Source organism: Streptomyces sp. NPDC086077, assembly GCF_040686175.1.
Classification (GTDB): Bacteria; Actinomycetota; Actinomycetes; order Streptomycetales; family Streptomycetaceae; genus Streptomyces.
Genome location: NZ_JBFBJT010000028.1, coordinates 22390 through 40350, shown reverse-complemented (window position 1 = coordinate 40350; position 17961 = coordinate 22390). Strand labels below are relative to the sequence as shown.

At 71.6% G+C, this 17961-nt stretch carries 17 protein-coding genes and 1 pseudogene; 14 read left to right on the top strand and 4 right to left on the bottom strand.

The features are described 5' to 3' along the window. The first annotated feature begins 825 nt into the window (after positions 1–825). The 9 genes and pseudogenes from AB0O67_RS11370 to AB0O67_RS11330 all read left to right on the top strand — a co-directional run bounded on the left by AB0O67_RS11370 (position 826) and on the right by AB0O67_RS11330 (position 8733). The gene (locus tag AB0O67_RS11370) at positions 826–1674 is read left to right on the top strand and encodes an oxidoreductase (protein ID WP_365448631.1); all 849 of its coding nucleotides are present in this window, start codon (positions 826–828) and stop codon (positions 1672–1674) included. A 50-nt stretch (positions 1675–1724) separates the two neighbouring features. Continuing rightward, positions 1725–2606: a helix-turn-helix transcriptional regulator gene (locus tag AB0O67_RS11365; RefSeq protein ID WP_365448629.1), complete on the top strand. Its 882-nt coding sequence runs from the start codon at positions 1725–1727 to the stop codon at positions 2604–2606. Between the two features lie 227 nt (positions 2607–2833). After that, positions 2834–3694 carry a class II fructose-bisphosphate aldolase gene (locus AB0O67_RS11360; RefSeq protein ID WP_365448627.1) on the top strand — a complete coding sequence of 287 codons (861 nt, stop codon included), beginning with the start codon at positions 2834–2836 and terminating at the stop codon, positions 3692–3694. Positions 3695–3698: 4 nt separating this feature from the next. Beyond that, positions 3699–4556, top strand: a complete 858-nt coding sequence (locus tag AB0O67_RS11355) for an HAD-IA family hydrolase (protein WP_365448625.1) — start codon at positions 3699–3701, stop codon at positions 4554–4556. Between the two features lie 22 nt (positions 4557–4578). Then, positions 4579–5235 carry a dihydroxyacetone kinase subunit DhaL gene (gene dhaL / locus AB0O67_RS11350; RefSeq protein ID WP_365448623.1) on the top strand — a complete coding sequence of 219 codons (657 nt, stop codon included), beginning with the start codon at positions 4579–4581 and terminating at the stop codon, positions 5233–5235. A gap of 70 nt (positions 5236–5305) precedes the next feature. Further along, positions 5306–6301: a dihydroxyacetone kinase subunit DhaK gene (dhaK, locus tag AB0O67_RS11345; protein ID WP_365448621.1), complete on the top strand. Its 996-nt coding sequence runs from the start codon at positions 5306–5308 to the stop codon at positions 6299–6301. Positions 6302–6404: 103 nt separating this feature from the next. After that, positions 6405–7083: pseudogene (locus AB0O67_RS11340) on the top strand (alpha/beta hydrolase). Positions 7084–7202: 119 nt separating this feature from the next. Further along, positions 7203–8318, top strand: coding sequence for a PP2C family protein-serine/threonine phosphatase (locus AB0O67_RS11335; RefSeq protein WP_365448619.1), 1116 nt, complete (start codon positions 7203–7205; stop codon positions 8316–8318). A 64-nt stretch (positions 8319–8382) separates the two neighbouring features. After that, complete coding sequence (locus AB0O67_RS11330; RefSeq protein ID WP_365448617.1) at positions 8383–8733, top strand: tetratricopeptide repeat protein; 351 nt, start codon at positions 8383–8385, stop codon at positions 8731–8733. 62 nt (positions 8734–8795) lie between these two features. Here AB0O67_RS11330 and AB0O67_RS11325 read toward each other — a convergent pair whose 3' ends face one another. Continuing rightward, positions 8796–10226, bottom strand: coding sequence for a PepSY domain-containing protein (locus AB0O67_RS11325; RefSeq protein ID WP_365448615.1), 1431 nt, complete (start codon positions 10224–10226; stop codon positions 8796–8798). Between the two features lie 128 nt (positions 10227–10354). On the opposite strand from AB0O67_RS11325, the gene AB0O67_RS11320 reads away from it, so the two are divergent. Then, a complete protein-coding gene (locus AB0O67_RS11320) occupies positions 10355–11002 on the top strand; it encodes a peptide deformylase (protein WP_365448613.1) in 648 nt (215 codons plus the stop codon). A gap of 10 nt (positions 11003–11012) precedes the next feature. On the opposite strand, the gene AB0O67_RS11315 is transcribed toward AB0O67_RS11320, so the two are convergent. After that, positions 11013–12446, bottom strand: coding sequence for an NAD(P)/FAD-dependent oxidoreductase (locus AB0O67_RS11315; protein ID WP_365448611.1), 1434 nt, complete (start codon positions 12444–12446; stop codon positions 11013–11015). A 146-nt stretch (positions 12447–12592) separates the two neighbouring features. Here AB0O67_RS11315 and trxA point away from each other — a divergent pair, with 146 nt between their 5' ends. Beyond that, complete coding sequence (trxA, locus tag AB0O67_RS11310) at positions 12593–12976, top strand: thioredoxin (protein ID WP_365448609.1); 384 nt, start codon at positions 12593–12595, stop codon at positions 12974–12976. Between the two features lie 156 nt (positions 12977–13132). Here trxA and AB0O67_RS11305 read toward each other — a convergent pair whose 3' ends face one another. Together AB0O67_RS11305 and AB0O67_RS11300 are read right to left on the bottom strand one after the other, a co-directional pair. After that, a complete protein-coding gene (locus AB0O67_RS11305; RefSeq protein WP_365448607.1) occupies positions 13133–14179 on the bottom strand; it encodes a LacI family DNA-binding transcriptional regulator in 1047 nt (348 codons plus the stop codon). Between the two features lie 89 nt (positions 14180–14268). Then, on the bottom strand, positions 14269–14991 hold the full coding sequence (locus AB0O67_RS11300; RefSeq protein ID WP_365448605.1) for a TetR/AcrR family transcriptional regulator: 723 nt from the start codon (positions 14989–14991) through the stop codon (positions 14269–14271). A 117-nt stretch (positions 14992–15108) separates the two neighbouring features. On the opposite strand from AB0O67_RS11300, the gene AB0O67_RS11295 reads away from it, so the two are divergent. The 3 genes from AB0O67_RS11295 (at position 15109) to AB0O67_RS11285 (ending at position 17894) form a co-directional block, all read left to right on the top strand. Then, positions 15109–15669 carry an NAD(P)H-dependent oxidoreductase gene (locus tag AB0O67_RS11295; protein ID WP_365448603.1) on the top strand — a complete coding sequence of 187 codons (561 nt, stop codon included), beginning with the start codon at positions 15109–15111 and terminating at the stop codon, positions 15667–15669. Between the two features lie 289 nt (positions 15670–15958). Beyond that, complete coding sequence (locus tag AB0O67_RS11290) at positions 15959–17101, top strand: glycoside hydrolase family 19 protein (RefSeq protein ID WP_365448602.1); 1143 nt, start codon at positions 15959–15961, stop codon at positions 17099–17101. Positions 17102–17126: 25 nt separating this feature from the next. Continuing rightward, positions 17127–17894 (top strand): NPP1 family protein, encoded by a 768-nt coding sequence (locus AB0O67_RS11285; protein WP_365448600.1) that lies wholly within the window; start codon positions 17127–17129, stop codon positions 17892–17894. The last annotated feature ends 67 nt before the right edge of the window (positions 17895–17961 follow it).

Here is a 17961-nt window from a genome sequence, read left to right as displayed (position 1 = left end):
CGCTGACCATTGGGGAAGTGTGGTCTTCCCGATCGTCCCCACTCCTCGCCGACATGCAGTGTGTTCGGTTCTCCGCCAGTACCGTGGTGCGTAAGCGGGCCCGCCTGATCCCCCGTACAGTCGGGCCCGCGCCCCATGTCCGCCCTCGGTCCCCCGTGCGCCGGGCCGGTGGCAGTGTGACACCGTGGTGTGTTCCGGTGATCACACTGCCCAGGTGCAGGGGGCGTGATCCGGATGTCGCCGGATGCCGGTACTGCGTTCCCATTTTCCCCGGTCGGCGAGCGGAGCGAAGGGATCGCCCATGACCCCCGGCACGGCGGCGGAAACGTCCCCGCACCAGCGGTCGCCGCGCTCCTGCCCTCTCCTCGCCTGGCGAGCAGCGCTCCGCCGGCCGTCTACGGGCTGTGCCAGCAGCGCCGGCACCTCATCGGCTCACTGTGCGTCCTCGGATGCAGCTACCTGCTTCACCGGTGTCGAGATGACGTCCACCCTGTTGCATGCAGGACCGCGCGCTGTCGGCTCCGGTCCTCCAGCGCGTGAGCGATCGGTCGGCTTCCCGGTCCGGGTGCGCGCTGCTCGTCGCGGGCCTGGGCCCGTCTGTGCTGGAGAACGCCGACGCCGAAGCCGGTGTGCTCTTCGGCGGAGCAGCCATGACGGGCGCCGGATCCGGCCTCTGCCTCATCGCCCCCAGCAGGGGTCCCAGATCCAGAGGAGGGACCTCAGGCACGGGCCCGTAAGCCTATGCACATCCTTCCCTGGCTGGTCACCGACGGGTGGCAGACGATTGACCTACGCGAATCACAGCTACTTGTGACGGAGAGCTTCATGACTGTTTGGTTCATCACCGGCGCGTCCCGCGGGTTCGGCCTCGAACTCGCACGCCAGGCACTGGAGCGGGGCGACCGGGTCGTGGCCACCGCCCGGCGGCCGGAGGGGGTGGAGCAGGCGCTGGCCGGTCACGGAGATCGTCTGCTGGCGGTCCCCCTGGACGTCACGGACGAAGCGCAGGCGGCCTCGGCCGTGCAGGCCGCCACGGACGTCTTCGGCGGAATCGACGTGCTGGTCAACAACGCGGGTCGCGGCGTGCTGGGTGCCGTGGAGGAGACGTCCGACGCCGCCGCTCGCGCCGTGTTCGACACGAACGTCTTCGGCCTTCTCAACGTGACCCGGGCCGTGCTCCCCGTGATGCGGCGGCAGGGGCGTGGCCACGTCGTCAACCTGAGCTCCATCGGGGGATTCAACGGCGTGGCCGGATTCGGCGTCTACTGCTCCACGAAGTTCGCCGTCGAGGGCCTGTCCGAGGCACTGCACCAGGAAGTCTCACCGCTGGGTCTCAAGGTCACCGTCGTCGAGCCCGGATACTTCCGCACCGATTTCCTGGACGGCACCAGCCTCCACGTCGAGGAGCGGGTCATCAGTGACTACGAGGCCACGGCCGGCGCCGTGCGCGGAGCTGTGCCGGGCCTCAACCATGCCCAGCCGGGCGACCCGGTGAAGGGCGCCACAGCGATCCTCACGATCGTCGACGCCGACGAGCCGCCGCTGCGCGCGCAGCTCGGCAGTGACTGCGCGGACGCGATGGACCAGAAGGTCGCGCAGCTGGCCCAGGAGGCGCGCGCCTGGCGGTCCTTGGCGCTCTCGACGGACCACGACGACGTCGCGGCGCGCGGCTGATCCGCCCGCCGTCGAAGTACGCGGTCCAACTGATCGATGAGGAGTGTCACATGACCCAGCTGGGCGACTACCTACGTGCGTGCCGGGCGCGGATCCACACCGAGGACGTGGGCCTGCCCGCCGTCGGCCGCCGGCGCGTACCGGGCCTGCGCCGGGAGGAACTGGCTTCTCTCGCCGGAATCAGCGTGGACTACATCGTGCGTCTCGAACAGGGCCGCGTGAAGTCCGCTTCCCCGACGATTCTCCTGGCGTTGGCCGAAGCGCTGCGTCTGCAGGCGGACGAGAAGGAATACCTGCTGCGTGTCGCCGCGGAGGACGCCACCGTCCCCGAGAGGTTCCGGCCGTCCGGCACGCGCGGGCAGCAGGTCTCCCGGGGCACCCGCGTGCTCTTGGAGAGCCTGGTCAATGTTCCTGCCCTGGTCCTCGGACGACGTATGGACATCCTCGCCTGGAACGAGCTGGGAGCGGCGTTGTTCACCGACTTCGCCGAGCTGCCGCAACGCCAGCGCAACCACATATGGCTGACGTTCCTGCATCCCCAGGTTCGGGGCATGTACGAGAACTGGGCGAAGGTCGCGCAGGAATGCGTCGCTTACCTGCGGATGGACGCCGCGCGGTATCCGGACGACCCCGAGCTCGCCCAGCTCGTCGGGGAGTTGTCCCTGAAGGACGACGACTTCGGCTCCTGGTGGTCCGGCCACCGTGTACGGGCCCAGCGGCAGGGACGCAAGAAGTTCCATCACCGGATCGCGGGCGAGCTCGACCTGGACTTCCAGGTGCTGGACGTCAGGGGTGGGAGCGACCAGTCGCTTCTGGTGTACACCGCTGAACCCGGCTCCGGCTCCGCCGAGGCCCTGACGTTCCTGGCCAACTGGATCACCACGCAGAACCCTGCCGGGTCAGCCCGCCCCAGTCACCACAAAGAGGCCTGAACCTGGGGAAGTGGCGGGCGCAGCTGTGCCGCCGACGTGTGGTGTGTCGGTGTGAAGAAGCTGTCAGAGTGTGGACCGCCGAGTTCGTCGTCCGGATCGTGGCGGCGCACGGTGTTCACCCCGACACCGTGGGTGTCCGCCCGAAGGACCTGGCACGGCCTACGAGTGGCGGGGTGTGATGCGCGGGCGTCGAATGGAGGGGGAAGGGGCGGACACGTGGAGGCGCCGTGGGTGTGGAACCGCTGACCGAGATCCTCTCCGGGCCTTTCGAAGAGCGCTACGCCGTGCCGGCCATCAACATCTTCAACGACCTCACGCTGGAGGCCGTGCTCGCGGCCGCCGTGGAGAACGCGTCGCCGCTGATCGTGCAGACCTCCGTGAAGACGGTCAGGTCGATCGGCAGCGACGTGCTCTTCGCGATGTGGACCTCGATGACCGCCGGTATCGAGGTGCCTGTCACCCTGCACCTCGATCACTGTCCGGAGCGCGAGGTCATCACCGAGTGCCTGCGACGGGGGTGGAACTCGGTGCTCTTCGACGCCTCCAGCCTGCCCGTCGAGGAGAACATGCGGCAGACCGTCGAGGTCGTCGCGGAGGCTCGTACGTACGGGGCCGCGGTCGAGGGCGAGATCGAATCGATCACCGGTGTGGAGGACGGCGTCGGCAGTGACGTCGCCGCCGCGCGGCAGGACCTCGCGGTCGCGCTGGAGTTCCTGCGGACCACGCGGGTCGACGTCTTCGCACCGGCGATCGGGAACGCCCACGGGTCGTACAAGCAGGCGCCGGTGCTCGACGCCCAGCGCGTCTCCGACCTGGTGGCGGCCCATCCGGTACCGATCGCCCTGCACGGCGGCAGCGGACTGTCCGACGAGCAGTTCCGCGACCTGATCTCCCGGGGGTGCGCGAAGGTCAACATCTCGACCGCCCTCAAGGAGACGTACATGAAGTCGAATCTGGCCTTCCTGGAAACGGCGGCGGAGCGGCAGAAGTGGGATCCGCCGTCGCTGTTCCGGGCCGTACGTCAGGATGTCATCGAGTTGACCGGTTCCCTGATGCGGCTCTTCGGCAGCGCCGGGCGGGCGGGCTGAGGCCATGCCCGCGCTCGTCTTCGACTGCGACGGGGTGCTCGCCGACACCGAACGCGACGGCCACCTGCCCGCCTTCAACGCGACCTTCGAGGAGTTCGGTCTGCCCGTGCGGTGGAGCGACGCGGAGTACGCGCAGAAGGTGAAGGTCGGTGGCGGCAAGGAGCGGATGCGCACACTGCTGACCCCCGAGTTCGTCGCCGCCGCCGGTCTGCCCGCCGACCCGGCCGCACTTGAGGAACAGGTCGCCGCCTGGCACCGGCGCAAGACCGAGATCTACACCGGGATCATCCGCAGCGGAGACATCCCGCCCAGACCCGGCGTACGGCGGGTCGCCGAGCAGGCCCACGCGGCCGGGTGGACGCTCGCGGTCGCCTCCACCTCCGCGGAGGTGTCCGTCCGCAGCGTGCTCGAACTCGCCATGGGACCCGAACTGGCCACCCACTTCGGCGTGTTCGCCGGTGACCTGGTCCAGCGGAAGAAGCCCGCACCCGACATCTACGCAGTCACCGTGCGCCGGTTGGACCTCGATCCGGCGCGCGTCGTCGCGATCGAGGACAGCCGCAACGGCATGCTGTCCGCGCTCGGCGCGGGGCTGGCCTGCGCCGTCACCACCAGCGCCTACACCGAGGAGGAGGACTTCACCGGGGCCCGCCTGGTGGTCACCTCGCTGGGCGATCCGCCCCCGCAGGAGACCGTCACCAGCGTGCTGAGCGATCCGCTGGGCGTGCGCCCGGGGCCGTGGATGGAGCTCGCGGACCTGGCCGCCCTGCTCCCCGACGGCGGCGACCCCACCGCGTCGGGTCCGTCGGGAGCTGGGCCGCCGGACTTGGCGCCGCCCGGTCCGCCTCCTCCTTCGCACTGACACCGCGGCAGTCAGGAGAGTCATGTCATCGCCATCGACACCCGTCGACGACCTCGCCTTCGTGGTCCGGACCATTGCCCGGACGGCGGTCGACAACGAGAAGGAATTCGGAGACCTCGACGCCGTCGCGGGTGACGGGGACTTCGGGTACTCGCTCGCGCGCGGCTTCGAGATCGTGCTCGCCGACTGGGACACCCTGACATCGGACTCGCCGGCCGAATTCCTGAAGAAGGTCGCCCTGGTGATCTCCAAGCGGGTCGGCGGTACGTCGGGGCCGCTCTGGGGCACAGCCTTCCTGCGGGCTTCGGGGGCCGTGAAGGACCGGCCGGAACCGGCGGCCGCGGACGCCGTGGCCATGCTGCGAGCCGCGGCCGAGGGGATCAAGGCGCGGGGCAAGTCCGACCTCGGCGACAAGACGTTGCTGGACGCGCTGATACCGATGACCGACGCCCTGGAACAGCGGTTGGCGGACGGCGGACCGGGAACCGAGGCGGCAGAACTGGCCCGGCTGGCCGCCGAGACCGCCCGCGCCGCGGCCGACGCCACCACCTCCATGCAGGCCCGGCGTGGCCGTCAGAGCTACACCGGGGAGCGCAGTATCGGCTCGCCGGATCCGGGCGCGGTGGCGGTCGCGGTGATGGCGGAGCGCGTCGCCGCCGAGTGGGAGGCACGCGACTGACGGCGGGCAGCGGGCCGCTCCCCGAATCGGGCCTCAGCGGCGGGCACCGGCACCACGAAGGAGTTGCGGGATGAAGAAGTTCGTGAACGACCCCAAGGACTATGTCGCACAGATGCTGGAGGGGCTCGCCCTCGCCAACCCCGACACCCTGAAATACGTCCCCGAGTACAACCTGATCATGCGCGCCGACGCCCCGCAGGAGAACAAGGTCTCCCTCGTGCAGGGCTCCGGGTCCGGTCACGAGCCGGCACATGTGATGACCGTCGGCAGGGGGATGCTCGACGCGGCCTGCCCCGGCGACGTGTTCGCGGCGCCGCCGGCCGACTTCGTCTACGAGACGGTCAAGCTCGTCGCCTCCCCGAAGGGCGTTCTGCTGCTGGTCAACAACTACACCGGGGACCGGATGGCCTTCGAGATGGCCGAGGAGCTCTCCCAGGCCGAAGGCGTGACGGTCCGTACCCTCTTCATCGACGACGACGTGGCCGTGGAGGACTCGACCTACACCGTGGGACGGCGCGGGGTGGCCGGCAACTTCTTCGTGATGAAGGCCGTCGGCGCGGCCGCCGAACGCGGCGCGGACCTCGACGAGGTGCACCGGATCGGGGCGAAGGTCAACTCCGTCACCAGAACCATGGGCATGGCGCTCACCGCGTGCACGCCGCCCGCGAAGGGCTCCCCGCTGTTCGACCTGCCGGACGACGCGGTGGAGATGGGTGTGGGCATCCACGGTGAGCCGGGCCGGAGGCGGGAGAAGCTCCAGCCGGCCGACGCGATGGTGGGCGAGCTCGTCAGCGCGGTGGTGGACGACCTCCCGTACTCCTCCGGCGACCGTGTCGCCCTGATGGTCAACGGCCTCGGCGGCACCCCGATCGGCGAGCTCTACCTGGTGTACGGGCGGGCCCACGAGCAGCTGACCGGGCGAGGCATCGAGATCGCGCGCAGCTACGTGGGCGAGTACTGCACCTCGCTCGACATGGCCGGCGCCTCCGTCACACTGGTCCGGCTGGACGACGAGATCGCCGAACTGCTCGCCGACCCGGCCGAGATCCCGATCCGCGTGTTCTGAAGGTCCCGGCCTCGGCGCGGTCGGGACCGCCCCGTCGCGCCGCGCGCCCGGCACCGCGGCGAAGATCACGACGCGTACCCTCGGGCGCATGGTGGAGCATCGCATGGTCGACGTGAACGGGGTCCGGCTGCACATCGCCGAGGAAGGCGAAGGCCCCCTGGTGGTGCTCCTGCACGGCTTCCCGGAGTCCTGGCACTCCTGGCCCCGGCAGTTCGCCCCCCCTGGCCGCCGCGGGCTTCCGGGTGGTCGCCCCTGACCAGCGTGGCTACGGCCGCAGCGACCACCCCGACGACGTCGACGCCGAGTTCGCCGCGGACACCCGCACCGCCCTGCGGAAGTTCATTTGCTGGGCTTCCGGCGAGGCCCCCGGCGCGGTCGAGCAGCCGCTGGTCGACCCCGAGGCGGGCTGGCTGGCGACCATGCCGGACCCCGGGACACTGCCCGAGTGGTTCACCGAGGACGATCTCGACGCGCTCGCCGAGAGCTTCTCCGGCGGCTTCACCGGAGCGCTCAACTGGAACCGCAACCTGGACCGCAACTGCGAACTGACGGCCCCCTGGGACGGCGCCGTCGTCACCCCTCCCTCCCTTTACATCTACGGCGACCGCGACGTCGTCCCCGCCTTCCCCGGCACGCCCGAACTCATCGCGAAGCTCCCCGCCCTGATGCCCGGTCTGCGGCGCGAGCCCCTCAAGCTGACGGGCTGCGGCCACTGGACCCAGCAGGAACGCCCGGCCGAGGTGAACGCCGCGCTCATCGAGTTCCTGACAGCCGGCGCCTGAGTCCTCGCCGGCGCTACCGGTGGGTCCGCGACATCACTTCGCGGTGCTCTGCCCGCCATACGGGTGCCGACACGCGTACCACCTGGGCCCGGCGCACGCGGGGCGAGTATTGCTGACTCATGAGTTTCGATCTCCTGAGCGCGCGCGACGGGCGGCGGCCGTTCTGGGTTGCCGTGCCGCTGGTACTGATCGCGGTCATCACCCTCGTGGATGTGCTGACACCGCCGCAGGTCCGGCTCAGTCCCTTCCTGGTCGTGGCGCCGGCGATCACGGCCTCCTTCGCCGGCGCCCGGCTCACCGCCGCTGTCGCCGCTCTGGCCCTGGGCGCGGAGGTCGCCGTCGACATGACTGAGGGGCCGCCCGCCCTCAACCAGAGCGTGGCCACCCTCGCGCTGGCGGCCGTCTCCGCCCTCGTGGTCTTCTTCGCCTACCTGCGCGACCAGTACGCACGGCACTACCGCCACGCACGCTCGCTGGCCCTGACCGCGCAGAAGGCGGTGCTGCGCCCGCTGCCCGAACGTACCGGCCCGCTGCACATCGCGTCCGTCTACCTCGCGGCCGAGGCCGAGGCGGTCATCGGCGGCGACCTGTACGCCGCCGCCCGCAGACCGCACAGCACCCGGCTCATGATCGGCGACGTGCGCGGCAAGGGCCTGGACGCCGTCGGTGAGGCCGCCCTCGTCCTGGGGGCGTTCCACGCCACGGCCCACCGCGAGCCCGATCTGTCCACGCTCGCCGCGGCCCTGGACGGCGCGCTCGCCGCGACGCCCGTGACGCACGACCGCGCGGCCGGGGAGGACTTCGTCACCGCACTGCTGCTCGACGTGCCCGACGACGCCGGCCCGATCAGCTGCCTCTCCTGCGGTCACCCCCCGCCGCTGGTCATCCGCGACGGCCACCCCGTGGAACCGGCGCTGCCCGATCCGGCCCCGCCGCTCGGTCTCGGCCTGGCGACCGCGTCCGGCCGCACCGGATCCTTCCCCTTGGGGCCGGACGACGTCGTGCTGCTGTGCACCGACGGCGTCCTGGAGGCGCGGGATCGGACCGGCGCGTTCTACCCCCTGCCCGACCGCATCCGCACCTGGCCCGGCGGCGACCCGCAGTCGCTCGTCTCCTTCCTCCGCGCCGACCTGCTGCACTACACCGGCGGCGGAAACCTCGGCGACGACGCCGCGCTCGTGGCGTTCCGGCGAGGCGACTCCCCGGCCCCCGCCCCTCGCGAGGGCCCGACCTGAGGCATTTCAGATGGTGGAATATTCAACCACTCGGGTCGGTTGAGCCGCTCGGAGGAGGTCAGGAGTGGACACGACGTACTACGACCACGGAACGGCGGCCGAGCGCTGGGACCGCGCGCGGATGTTCTTCGACGCCAAGGAGTACACGGCGGCGGCACGCGTCCTGGACGGGTTGGTCGAGGAGGTGCCCGAGCAGACGGGACCGCGGCTGCTGCTGGCCCGCGCCTACTACCACTCGGCCCAACTGCGCCGCGCTGAAGACGAGTTGCGCACCATCGTGGAGCGCGACCCGGTGGAGCAGTACGCCCGGCTGATGCTGGGCCGTACGCTCGAACGCCAGGGCCGGCAGACGGAGGCGGAGCCGCATCTGCGGATCGCCGCCGCGCTCGCCGGTGACTTCGAGGAGCGCGTCTGACCGGCGCACTCACCCTGACGGCGATTTCGGCCCGGCCTCTCCTCGAGAGGCCGGGCCGGCGCTCATCCGGCGGCCGCTTCCTCGGCCGCCCCTCCCCCGGTGCCGTACGTCCGCCGCCCCCGCCGGTGCGCGATCTCGCCCAGGATCACGTCCACCAGGAGGAAGGCGGCCAGCGGTATGCCGAGCAGCGGCACGAAGTAGCCCACGACGGCGACCACGGCCAGCAGCGGGACCAGGATCTGCGGCGGCACCTGCGCCCAGGCGCCCCGCGGGATCGGCCGGCCGAAGGCGGATCCGCGGCCCCGCTGCCACCACATGCGGTAGCCGAGCACGATCAGCACGACCAGGGACAGCGCGAGCAGCATGAGGGCCAGCTGGTTCACCACCCCGAACAGCACGCCGGTGTGCAGGTCGATGCCCCACCGGGTCAGCTTCGCCAGCAGCGGATAGTCGGCGAACCGCAACACGTCGGTGACCTCGCCGGTGGCCGGGTCGACGGCGACCGAGTCCTGCTTCCCGGGCCAGCCACGCTCCACCTGCTTCACGACGTACGCCGAGCCCGCGTTGGCCGGCGGCACGATCTCGACGGGGTCGCCCAGCCCCTGCGCCCGGGCGGTGGCCAGCACCTTGTCGAGGCCGACACCGTGCTCGCCGGAACCCCCGGACCCCGCGGCGGCGCCGTGGCCCCCGTGGTCGCCGCCCGCCGAGGCCGACACGGACGGCGTGGAGTGGCCGAGGGAGGTGCGCAGTTCGTCGATGTTCGCGCCCGCGTACGTCGACCAGGTCAGGCCGGTCGCGGACAGGAAGAAGAAGCCGATCCCGGCCCAGACACCGATCGTGCCGTGCAGGCCGAGGGTGCGGCGCCGACCGGTGGTGCCGCGCACCTTGCGCCGGGCACGGCGGCGGGAGAACCACAGCACCAGGCCGCCGCCCGCGATCACCCACAGCCAGCTCGCGGCGAGTTCGCTGTAGAGGCGTCCGCCGTCGCCGAGGTGGAGGTCACGGTGGAACTCGTCGATCCAGGTGCGCAACGGCAGCGCCCCGGTGGAGCCGTACTGCTCCAGGGCCCCCCGCACCTTCCCCGTGTACGGGTCGACGAACACGGCGAGCGTGTGGTCCTCGTCGACGCCGGGCACCCCGGAGAGCATGACGCGGGTCGTGGCGTCGTCCCCCGGCGCGGGCCGCACGGCCGAAACCGTTCCCTCGGGATGCGCCTCGCGGGCGGCGGCCACCTGCGCGGACACGGGCAGTTCGCTGCCGCCGGCCTCGGGGACGGTCATCTCGTCGGCGTACACGATCTTCTCGGCCTGGAACGAACCGGCGTACAGGAAACCGGTAGTGGCCGCGACGAGCAGGAACGGGGCGACGAGGAGCCCGGCGTAGAAGTGCAGGCGCAGCACGAGCGGGCGCAATGGCGCCCACGGGCTCGGTCTCGGCGGTGGCGCGGCGGGTTGCGGGGGCGCGTCCGTGCTGGTCGGGGGAGCTGTGGTCATGGGGTCTCCGGGGAGCGGGGGACGATTCTCGGCCGTAGTGGTGCAGTAGTCGGGGCGGGGGCGCAGGGAGTTCCCGGAGATTTCAGTGGCCTGCGTCACACGACAGAGAGTCATGGCATCCTGGCCCAATGTCTGCACCCCGTGACCGTGTGCCGCTCGCCGAGCATGTCGAGCAACTCCTCGCCGCAGGCGGCCCGTTGCCGATCGTCGCGGCCGGCGATCCCGTGCTGCGGCAGCCCGCCGAGCCGTTCGAGGGCCAGCTGGAGCCCGCGACGCTGGCCCGGTTCGTCGAGGCCCTGCGCGTCACCATGCACGCGGCCCCGGGCGTCGGTCTGGCGGCACCGCAGGTCGGCGTACCGCTGCGGATCGCGGTGATCGAGGACCCGGCTCCGGTGCCGGAGGAGGTGCGGCTGGCGCGGGGGCGGGTGCCGCTGCCGTTCCGGGTGCTGGTGAATCCGTCGTACGAGCCGGCCGGCGCGGCGCGTGCCGGGTTCTTCGAGGGCTGTCTGAGCCTGCCCGGCTGGCAGGCGGTGGTGGCCCGGCCCACCCGGGTACGGCTGACCTGCTCGGACGAGCACGGCAGCGCCGTGGACGAGGTGTTCACCGGGTGGCCCGCCCGGATCGTGCAGCACGAGACGGACCACCTGGACGGCGTGCTCTACGTCGACCGCGCCGAGCTGCGCTCCCTGTCCGCGAACGGGACGGTGGCTCAGCGCTGGGCGCAGCCGACGCCTGAGGAGGCGGCGCGGGAGCTGGGCTTCGCACTGCCGGAGTGAAGCGTCCCGCTCAGTTGTCCCGGTAGCTCTCCAGCAGCCGCAGCCACACCTCGCTGATCGTCGGGTACGACGGCACCGCGTGCCACAGCCTGCTCAGCGGCACCTCACCGGCGATGGCGATGGCGGCCGAGTGGATCAGTTCAGCCACGGCCGGGCCCACGAAGGTCACCCCTCGCAGGATTTCGCGCTCCACGTCGACGACCATCCGGGCGCGCCCGCGGTAACCGTCGGCGTACAGGCCCGCTCCGGCGACCGAGGAGAGTTCGACGTCGACGGCGCGGACGCGGTGGCCCGCCCGCTCGGCCTCCGCCAGGGTGAGCCCGGCGGACGCCGCCTCCGGGTCGGCGAAGACGACCTGCGGTACGGCCGCGTGGTCGGCGGTGGCGGCGTGCGCGCCCCAGGGGCCGGAATCCAGGGTCCGCTCGCCGGAGGCCCGGGCGGCGATGGCGGCGCCCGCGATCCTCGCCTGGTACTTGCCCTGGTGGGTCAGCAGCGCACGGTGGTTGACGTCGCCGACGCCGTACAGCCAGTCGGTGCCGGGCACCTGGAGGCTGTCGTCGACCGGCAGCCAGGAGCCCGGCTCCAGGCCCACGGTGTCGAGGCCGATGTCGTCGGTGCGCGGGGCGCGCCCGGTGGCGAAGAGGATCTCGTCGGCCTCGATGCGGTCACCGCGGTCGGTGACGGCCACGACCGTGCCGTTTCCCCGGGTCACCGACTCGACCGAGGTGCCGGTACGGATGTCCGCGCCGGCCTCGGTGAGGGCCTCGGCGACCATTTCACCGGCGAAGGGCTCCATCCGGTTCAGCAGGCCCTTGCCCCGCACCAGGACGGTCACGCGGGAGCCGAGGGCCTGCCAGACGGTGGCCATCTCGGTGGCAACCACGCCACCGCCCACGACGATGAGCCGCCCGGGCACCTCCTGGGAGCTGGTCGCCTCCCGGCTGGTCCAGGGCCTGACGTCGGCGAGTCCGGGCAGGCCGGGCAGCTGGGCGCGGCTGCCGGTGCAGACGGCGACGGCGTGGCGTGCCGTGAGGGTGCTCTCCTCGCCGTCGGGTCCGGTGACGACGACCGTACGCGGTCCGGCGAGGCGGCCATGGCCCCGGTACAGGTCGGCCCCGATGCCGTCGAGCCATGCGACCTGGCCGTCGTCCTTCCAGTGGGAGGTGTAGTAGTCGCGGTGGGCGAGCACCGCGGTCACGTCGAGGTCCCCCTGCACCAGCTGGCTCAGCCCCGGCACCCGGCGGGCGTCCGCGCGTGCGGTGACCGGGCGCAGCAGGGCCTTGCTGGGCATGCAGGCCCAGTAAGAGCACTCGCCGCCGACCAGTTCGCTCTCCACGACCGCCGTGGTCAGACCGGCCGCGCGGGTGCGGTCGGCGACGTTCTCCCCCACCGGTCCGGCACCGAGCACAACGACGTCGTAGGCGATGGATTGCTTTTCCGTCATGGTGGTCAGTCTGATGGGTGGTGTGGCGCGTCGGCCACATGGGTACGCGCGCCGTTACATGATCGATCGGACGCCCGGAATACCCGGCGGTCCGACCGTGTTCTGCCGACGGCTTCGCCCCCACACCAGGAAGTAGGGATCACGCCATGAGCCAGACAGTTGAGCTCACCAAGGACAACTTCGACCAGACGGTCACGGACAACGAGTTCGTCCTGATCGACTTCTGGGCGTCCTGGTGCGGGCCGTGCCGTCAGTTCGCCCCGGTGTACGAGAAGGCCGCGGAGGAGAACCCGGACCTGGTGTTCGGCAAGGTGGACACCGAGGCGCAGCCGGAGCTGGCCGCCGCCTTCGGCATCCAGTCGATTCCGACGCTGATGATCGTGCGCGACCGGGTCGCGGTGTTCGCACAGCCCGGCGCCCTGCCGGAGGCCGCCCTCACGGACGTGATCGGTCAGGCCCGCAAGCTGGACATGGACGAGGTCCGCAAGGCGGTCGCCGAGCAGCAGGCGCAGGAGGGCGAGGCCCAGTAGGGAACCGGGTAGGCACCAGCCGGTCCGGCACCTGGCAGGGATGCCGTGCCACGTCCGGCCCTGCCGGCGTCCGGCGCACGCCGCTGAAGGCCCGCCGATCGGCCTTGCCGCCGCGGCGGGCGCCGGTGCCGGACGTGGCGGCCCCGCAGCCGGGTGTCAGCTGGAGTCGCGGTGCACCACCGCGGCGCCCAGCACTTCGTGCCTCTCGGGTGCGGCGCCCGGGTCGCGTACCGCGCGGTCGACCAGTTCCGCGAGTTCCCGGCCGGACGGCAGCTCGAGGTGGACGGTGCTCAGGCGCGGCCTCAGCAGCCTGCCCAGCATCAGGTCGTCCGCGCCGATCACCGCCGTGTCCTCGGGGATCCGTACGCCCTCGTCCTGCAGGGCGCGCATCAGCAGCATCGCGTACTCGTCGTTGTACGTGAACACCCCGTCCAGGCCGAGCCCGCGCCAGCGCGCGGCGAGGTGTGCGGCGGCCTCCTCGTCGTAGGCGAGCGGCAGCTCGGTGACGACGGCGTCCGTGCCGTGCAGTGCCTGCCGTACGCCGTCCAGACGCGGCCGGGAGTAGGCCTCCAGGCCGGGTTCCCCGGGCGTCACGACGCCGATGCGACGGCTTCCGCGTTCGTAGAGATGGCGCCCTGCCACCTGGCCGACGGCCGCGTGGTCCATGAGCAGGGCGTGCGCGCCCTCGACGCTCGCCGGGCCGAGGGTGACCACCGCCCGGGCGCCGGAGCGCTTGAGCACCGCGACGCCCTGCGGGCCGAGGCCCTGGCCGGGCACGAGCACGGCGACCGGTCGCAACTCGGCCCAGGCGCGGGCGGCTTCCTCACCGTGCGGGCCGAGCGTGCCGTACTGGACGACCGTGTAGTCGAGGCGGCTCAGGGCCCACTGGAGTTCGTTGATGAACCGCGCGTACAGCGGCCCTGCGGGGATGGCCGGGGAGGGCATCAGGACCATCCGGCTGTGCCCGGCGCGCAGGCTGCGGGCGGCCGCGTGCGGGACGTAACCGAGTTCCTTCGCGGCCTCGTGGACCCGGCGGCGCGTGGGCTCGCTGATCCGTACGGCGCTGGTGTTGTTGAGGACGTACGAGACAGTCGCACGCGAGACGCCGGCCAGGCGGGCCACATCGGCGCTCGTGGGCACGGAGCGCCGCGCGGGCGGCGCGGACGCGGGCGTGTTCGGTATCTGCACCATGACGCACCGCATCTTGGCAGAGGCGGCGGCACGGGAGGCGGGCGGGGGAACGTGCTCCCGCCTTCAACGAGCACAGGCGTGCCGAACAGGCCGCCCGGGACTCAGCAAGGCGGTTCGGTACCGGACTGCTCGGCGGCGCGGGGCTGCTCGGTCAGGACTCCGGCGGGCGGGCACTCGGTCCGCGTGATGCGCGCCACCAGGTCGACCCACCCGGCCTCCAGCCGCTCCAGCGGCATGCCGCAGCGCTTGGTCAGGTGGTGGACCACGGCCGGGTCGAGGTAGCTCATCAGCGTCTGGGCGAGCAGGACGCAGTCCGCGTCGGGCACCACCTGCCGCACCAGCATGACCAGGTGCTGGTGGAGCAACTGCCGGGGCGCCGCGCTGTGCCGGCGGTCGGGGGTCCCCTCGGCGGCGAGCTGCAGGTCCAGCTCCTCCACCGACCGGCGCAGCGAGGCACAGCCGAACGCGCGCATCCGCTCCACGGGCGGGGCGCCGGGCCCCAGCGGTGGCGGTCCGCCGAGGAACGCGGCCTGGAACTTCTTCTCGGAGTGGTCGAGGAGCGCCGTCAGCAGGCCGACCCGGTCCCCGAAGCGGCGGAAGACCGTCCCTTTGCCCACCGACGCGGCCGTGGCCACCGCCTCCATGGTCAGCGCCGCCGCGCCGTGCTCCGCCACCAGCAGGCCGGCGGCCTCCAGCAGCCGGGCGCGGTTGCGCGCGGCGTCCGCGCGCAGGCACTGCTCCTCGACGGAGGGGCCGAGTTCCAGCAGCTCGGGGGCACCCAGCGGCTCACGGGACTCCGGCAACGGCGGCAGGGAGGCGGACATGAAGACAGCGTAAAGCACGGGGAAGAAACTGGACCGCGGTCCGGTTAGGGTGATAGAGATTTAAGCGGACCCCGGTCCGGATACTCACCCCACGCTGCATCCCCCATGGAGTTCCCCATGTCTGTACGCATCCTCGCCCTCGTCGGCAGCCTCCGCGCCGGCTCGCACAACCGCCAGCTCGCCGAGGCGGCCGTCAAGCTCGCTCCCGAGGGTGTCGACGTCCAGCTGTACGAGGGCCTGGCCGAGATCCCCTTCTACAACGAGGACATCGACGTCGAGGGCACGGTCCCGGCCGCCGCCGCGCGTCTTCGCGAGGCCGCCGGCTCGGCCGACGCCCTGCTGCTGTTCACCCCGGAGTACAACGGCACCATTCCGGCCGTGCTGAAGAACGCCATCGACTGGCTGTCCCGCCCGTACGGCGCCGGCGCGCTGGGCGGCAAGCCGGTCGCCGTGGTCGGCACCGCATTCGGTCAGTACGGCGGCGTCTGGGCGCAGGACGAGGCCCGCAAGGCGCTGGGCATCGCCGGCGCCACGGTGCTGGAGGACATCAAGCTCTCCATCCCCGGCTCCGTGACCCGTTTCGCCGAGACCCACCCGGCCGACGACGCCGAGGTCGCCGCGCAGCTCACGGAGGTCGTGGCGCGCGTGCACGGGCGGGCGGTGCCGCAGGCCGCCTGATCACCGGGCCCGAACCCGGCCGGCTCCGACCCGCATGAGCGGGGGTCGGAGCCGGCCGTTCGCGTTTCCGAAAGCCTACGCCCAGCTCAACTCCTATACGCCAGACCTTACTTCACGCCTTGACTAAGATGGTCCATACCTTTAGTTTCACCGGACGATACCTCCCCCGTCCGCGCACTCGGCCGTCCCCAGGGTGAACGTCGCCCCTTGCCTCGCCACCTGACGAACCATCCGCAGGGCGTCCGAGCGCGCGATGACGCGAACCCCCACCCAAGGAGCGTCGTCCAGCATGCGCATCTCCCACCTCAGACGTCCCGGTACCCGACGGAGCCTGATCGGCCGGTTCACGGCCTTCGTCGCCCTCTCCGCCGTCGTCACCGCCCTGTTCACCGCGACCCCCGCCCAGGCCGCCGACGGCACGATCACCGGGCTCGCCGGAAAGTGCGTCGACGTGGCGGGCGCCGGCAGCGCCAACGGCACCGCCGTACAGCTCTACGACTGCAACGGGACCGGCGCCCAGGTCTGGTCCAACCCGGGTGACGGAACCCTCCGTGCGCTCGGCAAGTGCCTGGACGTCGTCGAGCGCAGCACCGCCGACGGTGCGGCGGTCCAACTGTGGGACTGCTCCGGGGGCGCCAACCAGCAGTGGGTCGTCACCGCGGCGCGGGACATCGTCAACCCGGCCGCGAACAAGTGCCTCGACGTCCGGGAGAACAGCAGCGCCAACGGCACCCGGCTGCAGATCTGGAGCTGCACCGGCGCCGCGAACCAGAAGTGGAACGCGCCCGGCAGCGGTGGAGGCGGCAACCCGTCCGGATTCGTCGTCTCCGAGGCCCAGTTCAACCAGATGTTCCCGGGCCGGAACGCGTTCTACACCTACAGCGGACTCACCGCGGCCTTGAGCGCCTACCCCGGTTTCGCCAAGACCGGCAGCGACACCGTGCGCAAGCAGGAGGCCGCCGCCTTCCTCGCCAACGTCAACCACGAGACCGGCGGCCTCGTCCACATCGTCGAGCAGAACCAGGCCAACTACCCGCACTACTGCGACTGGGGCCAGTGGTACGGCTGCCCGGCCGGCCAGGCGGCCTACTACGGGCGCGGTCCCATCCAGCTCAGCTGGAACTTCAACTACAAGGCCGCGGGCGACGCGCTCGGCATCGATCTGCTCAACAACCCCTGGCTGGTGCAGAACGACCCGGCCGTGGCCTGGAAGACCGGCCTGTGGTACTGGAACACCCAGTCCGGCCCCGGCACCATGACCCCGCACAACGCCATGGTCAACGGCGCCGGCTTCGGCCAGACGATCCGCAGCATCAACGGCTCCCTGGAGTGCGACGGCAGGAACCCGGCCCAGGTGCAGAGCCGCGTGGACGCCTACCACCGGTTCACCTCCATCCTCGGGGTCTCCCCCGGCGGCAACCTCTACTGCTGACGGCAGCGCCGACCAAGGAGGTGTGATGCGCATCGCAAGACCCCTCGCCAGGGCCGTCCTCGGCGCGCTCGGCGCGATGGCACTGCTCGTGGCCGTCCCGGCGAGTGCCCACGCGAACGTTCTGCAACTGCTGCCCCAGAACGCCGACGGGCTCGAACAGACCTTCTCCCCCGCCTACGACTACGACGGCGACGGCTGCTACGCCACCGCCGCCATCGGCGCCGACGGCACCCTCAATCCCGGCCTCGAGCTGGGCGGTGACGTCAACGGCCGCTGCCACGACCAGGCCCAGCTGGCCAACGCCAACACGTACTCGCGCGCCAAGTGCAACAACGGCTGGTGCGCGGTGATGTACGCCAGTTACTTCGAGAAGGACCAGGTGACCCTCGGTCCTGCCGCCATCGGGCACACCCACGACTGGGAGCACGTGGTGGTGTGGGTCAACGACAACGAGGCCCGGTACGTGTCGGTGTCCCAGCACAACACCTATGAGGTGGCCGCCCGTTCGTCGATCCGCTTCGACGGCACGCACCCGAAGATCGTGTACCACAAGGACGGTGCCGGGAGCCATTGCTTCCGGTTCGCGGGCGGCAACGACGAGCCGCCGGAGAACGCCACGGGCGGCTGGTTCTTCCCGCGCCTCGTCGGCTGGAACGGCTACCCGGCCGGATACCGCGACAAGCTGCTGAGCGCCGACTTCGGCTCGGCCACCATCAAGATCGACGACGGCGACTTCCAGTACGCCCTCGCCCACTCGATGCCCGCCGGAATCCCCTTCGACCCGAACGCCTGACCCCCCACAGCGGCCGGTGCCCCCGCGGGACTGCGGGGGCACGGGCCGTCCACGCCCCCACCCCTCT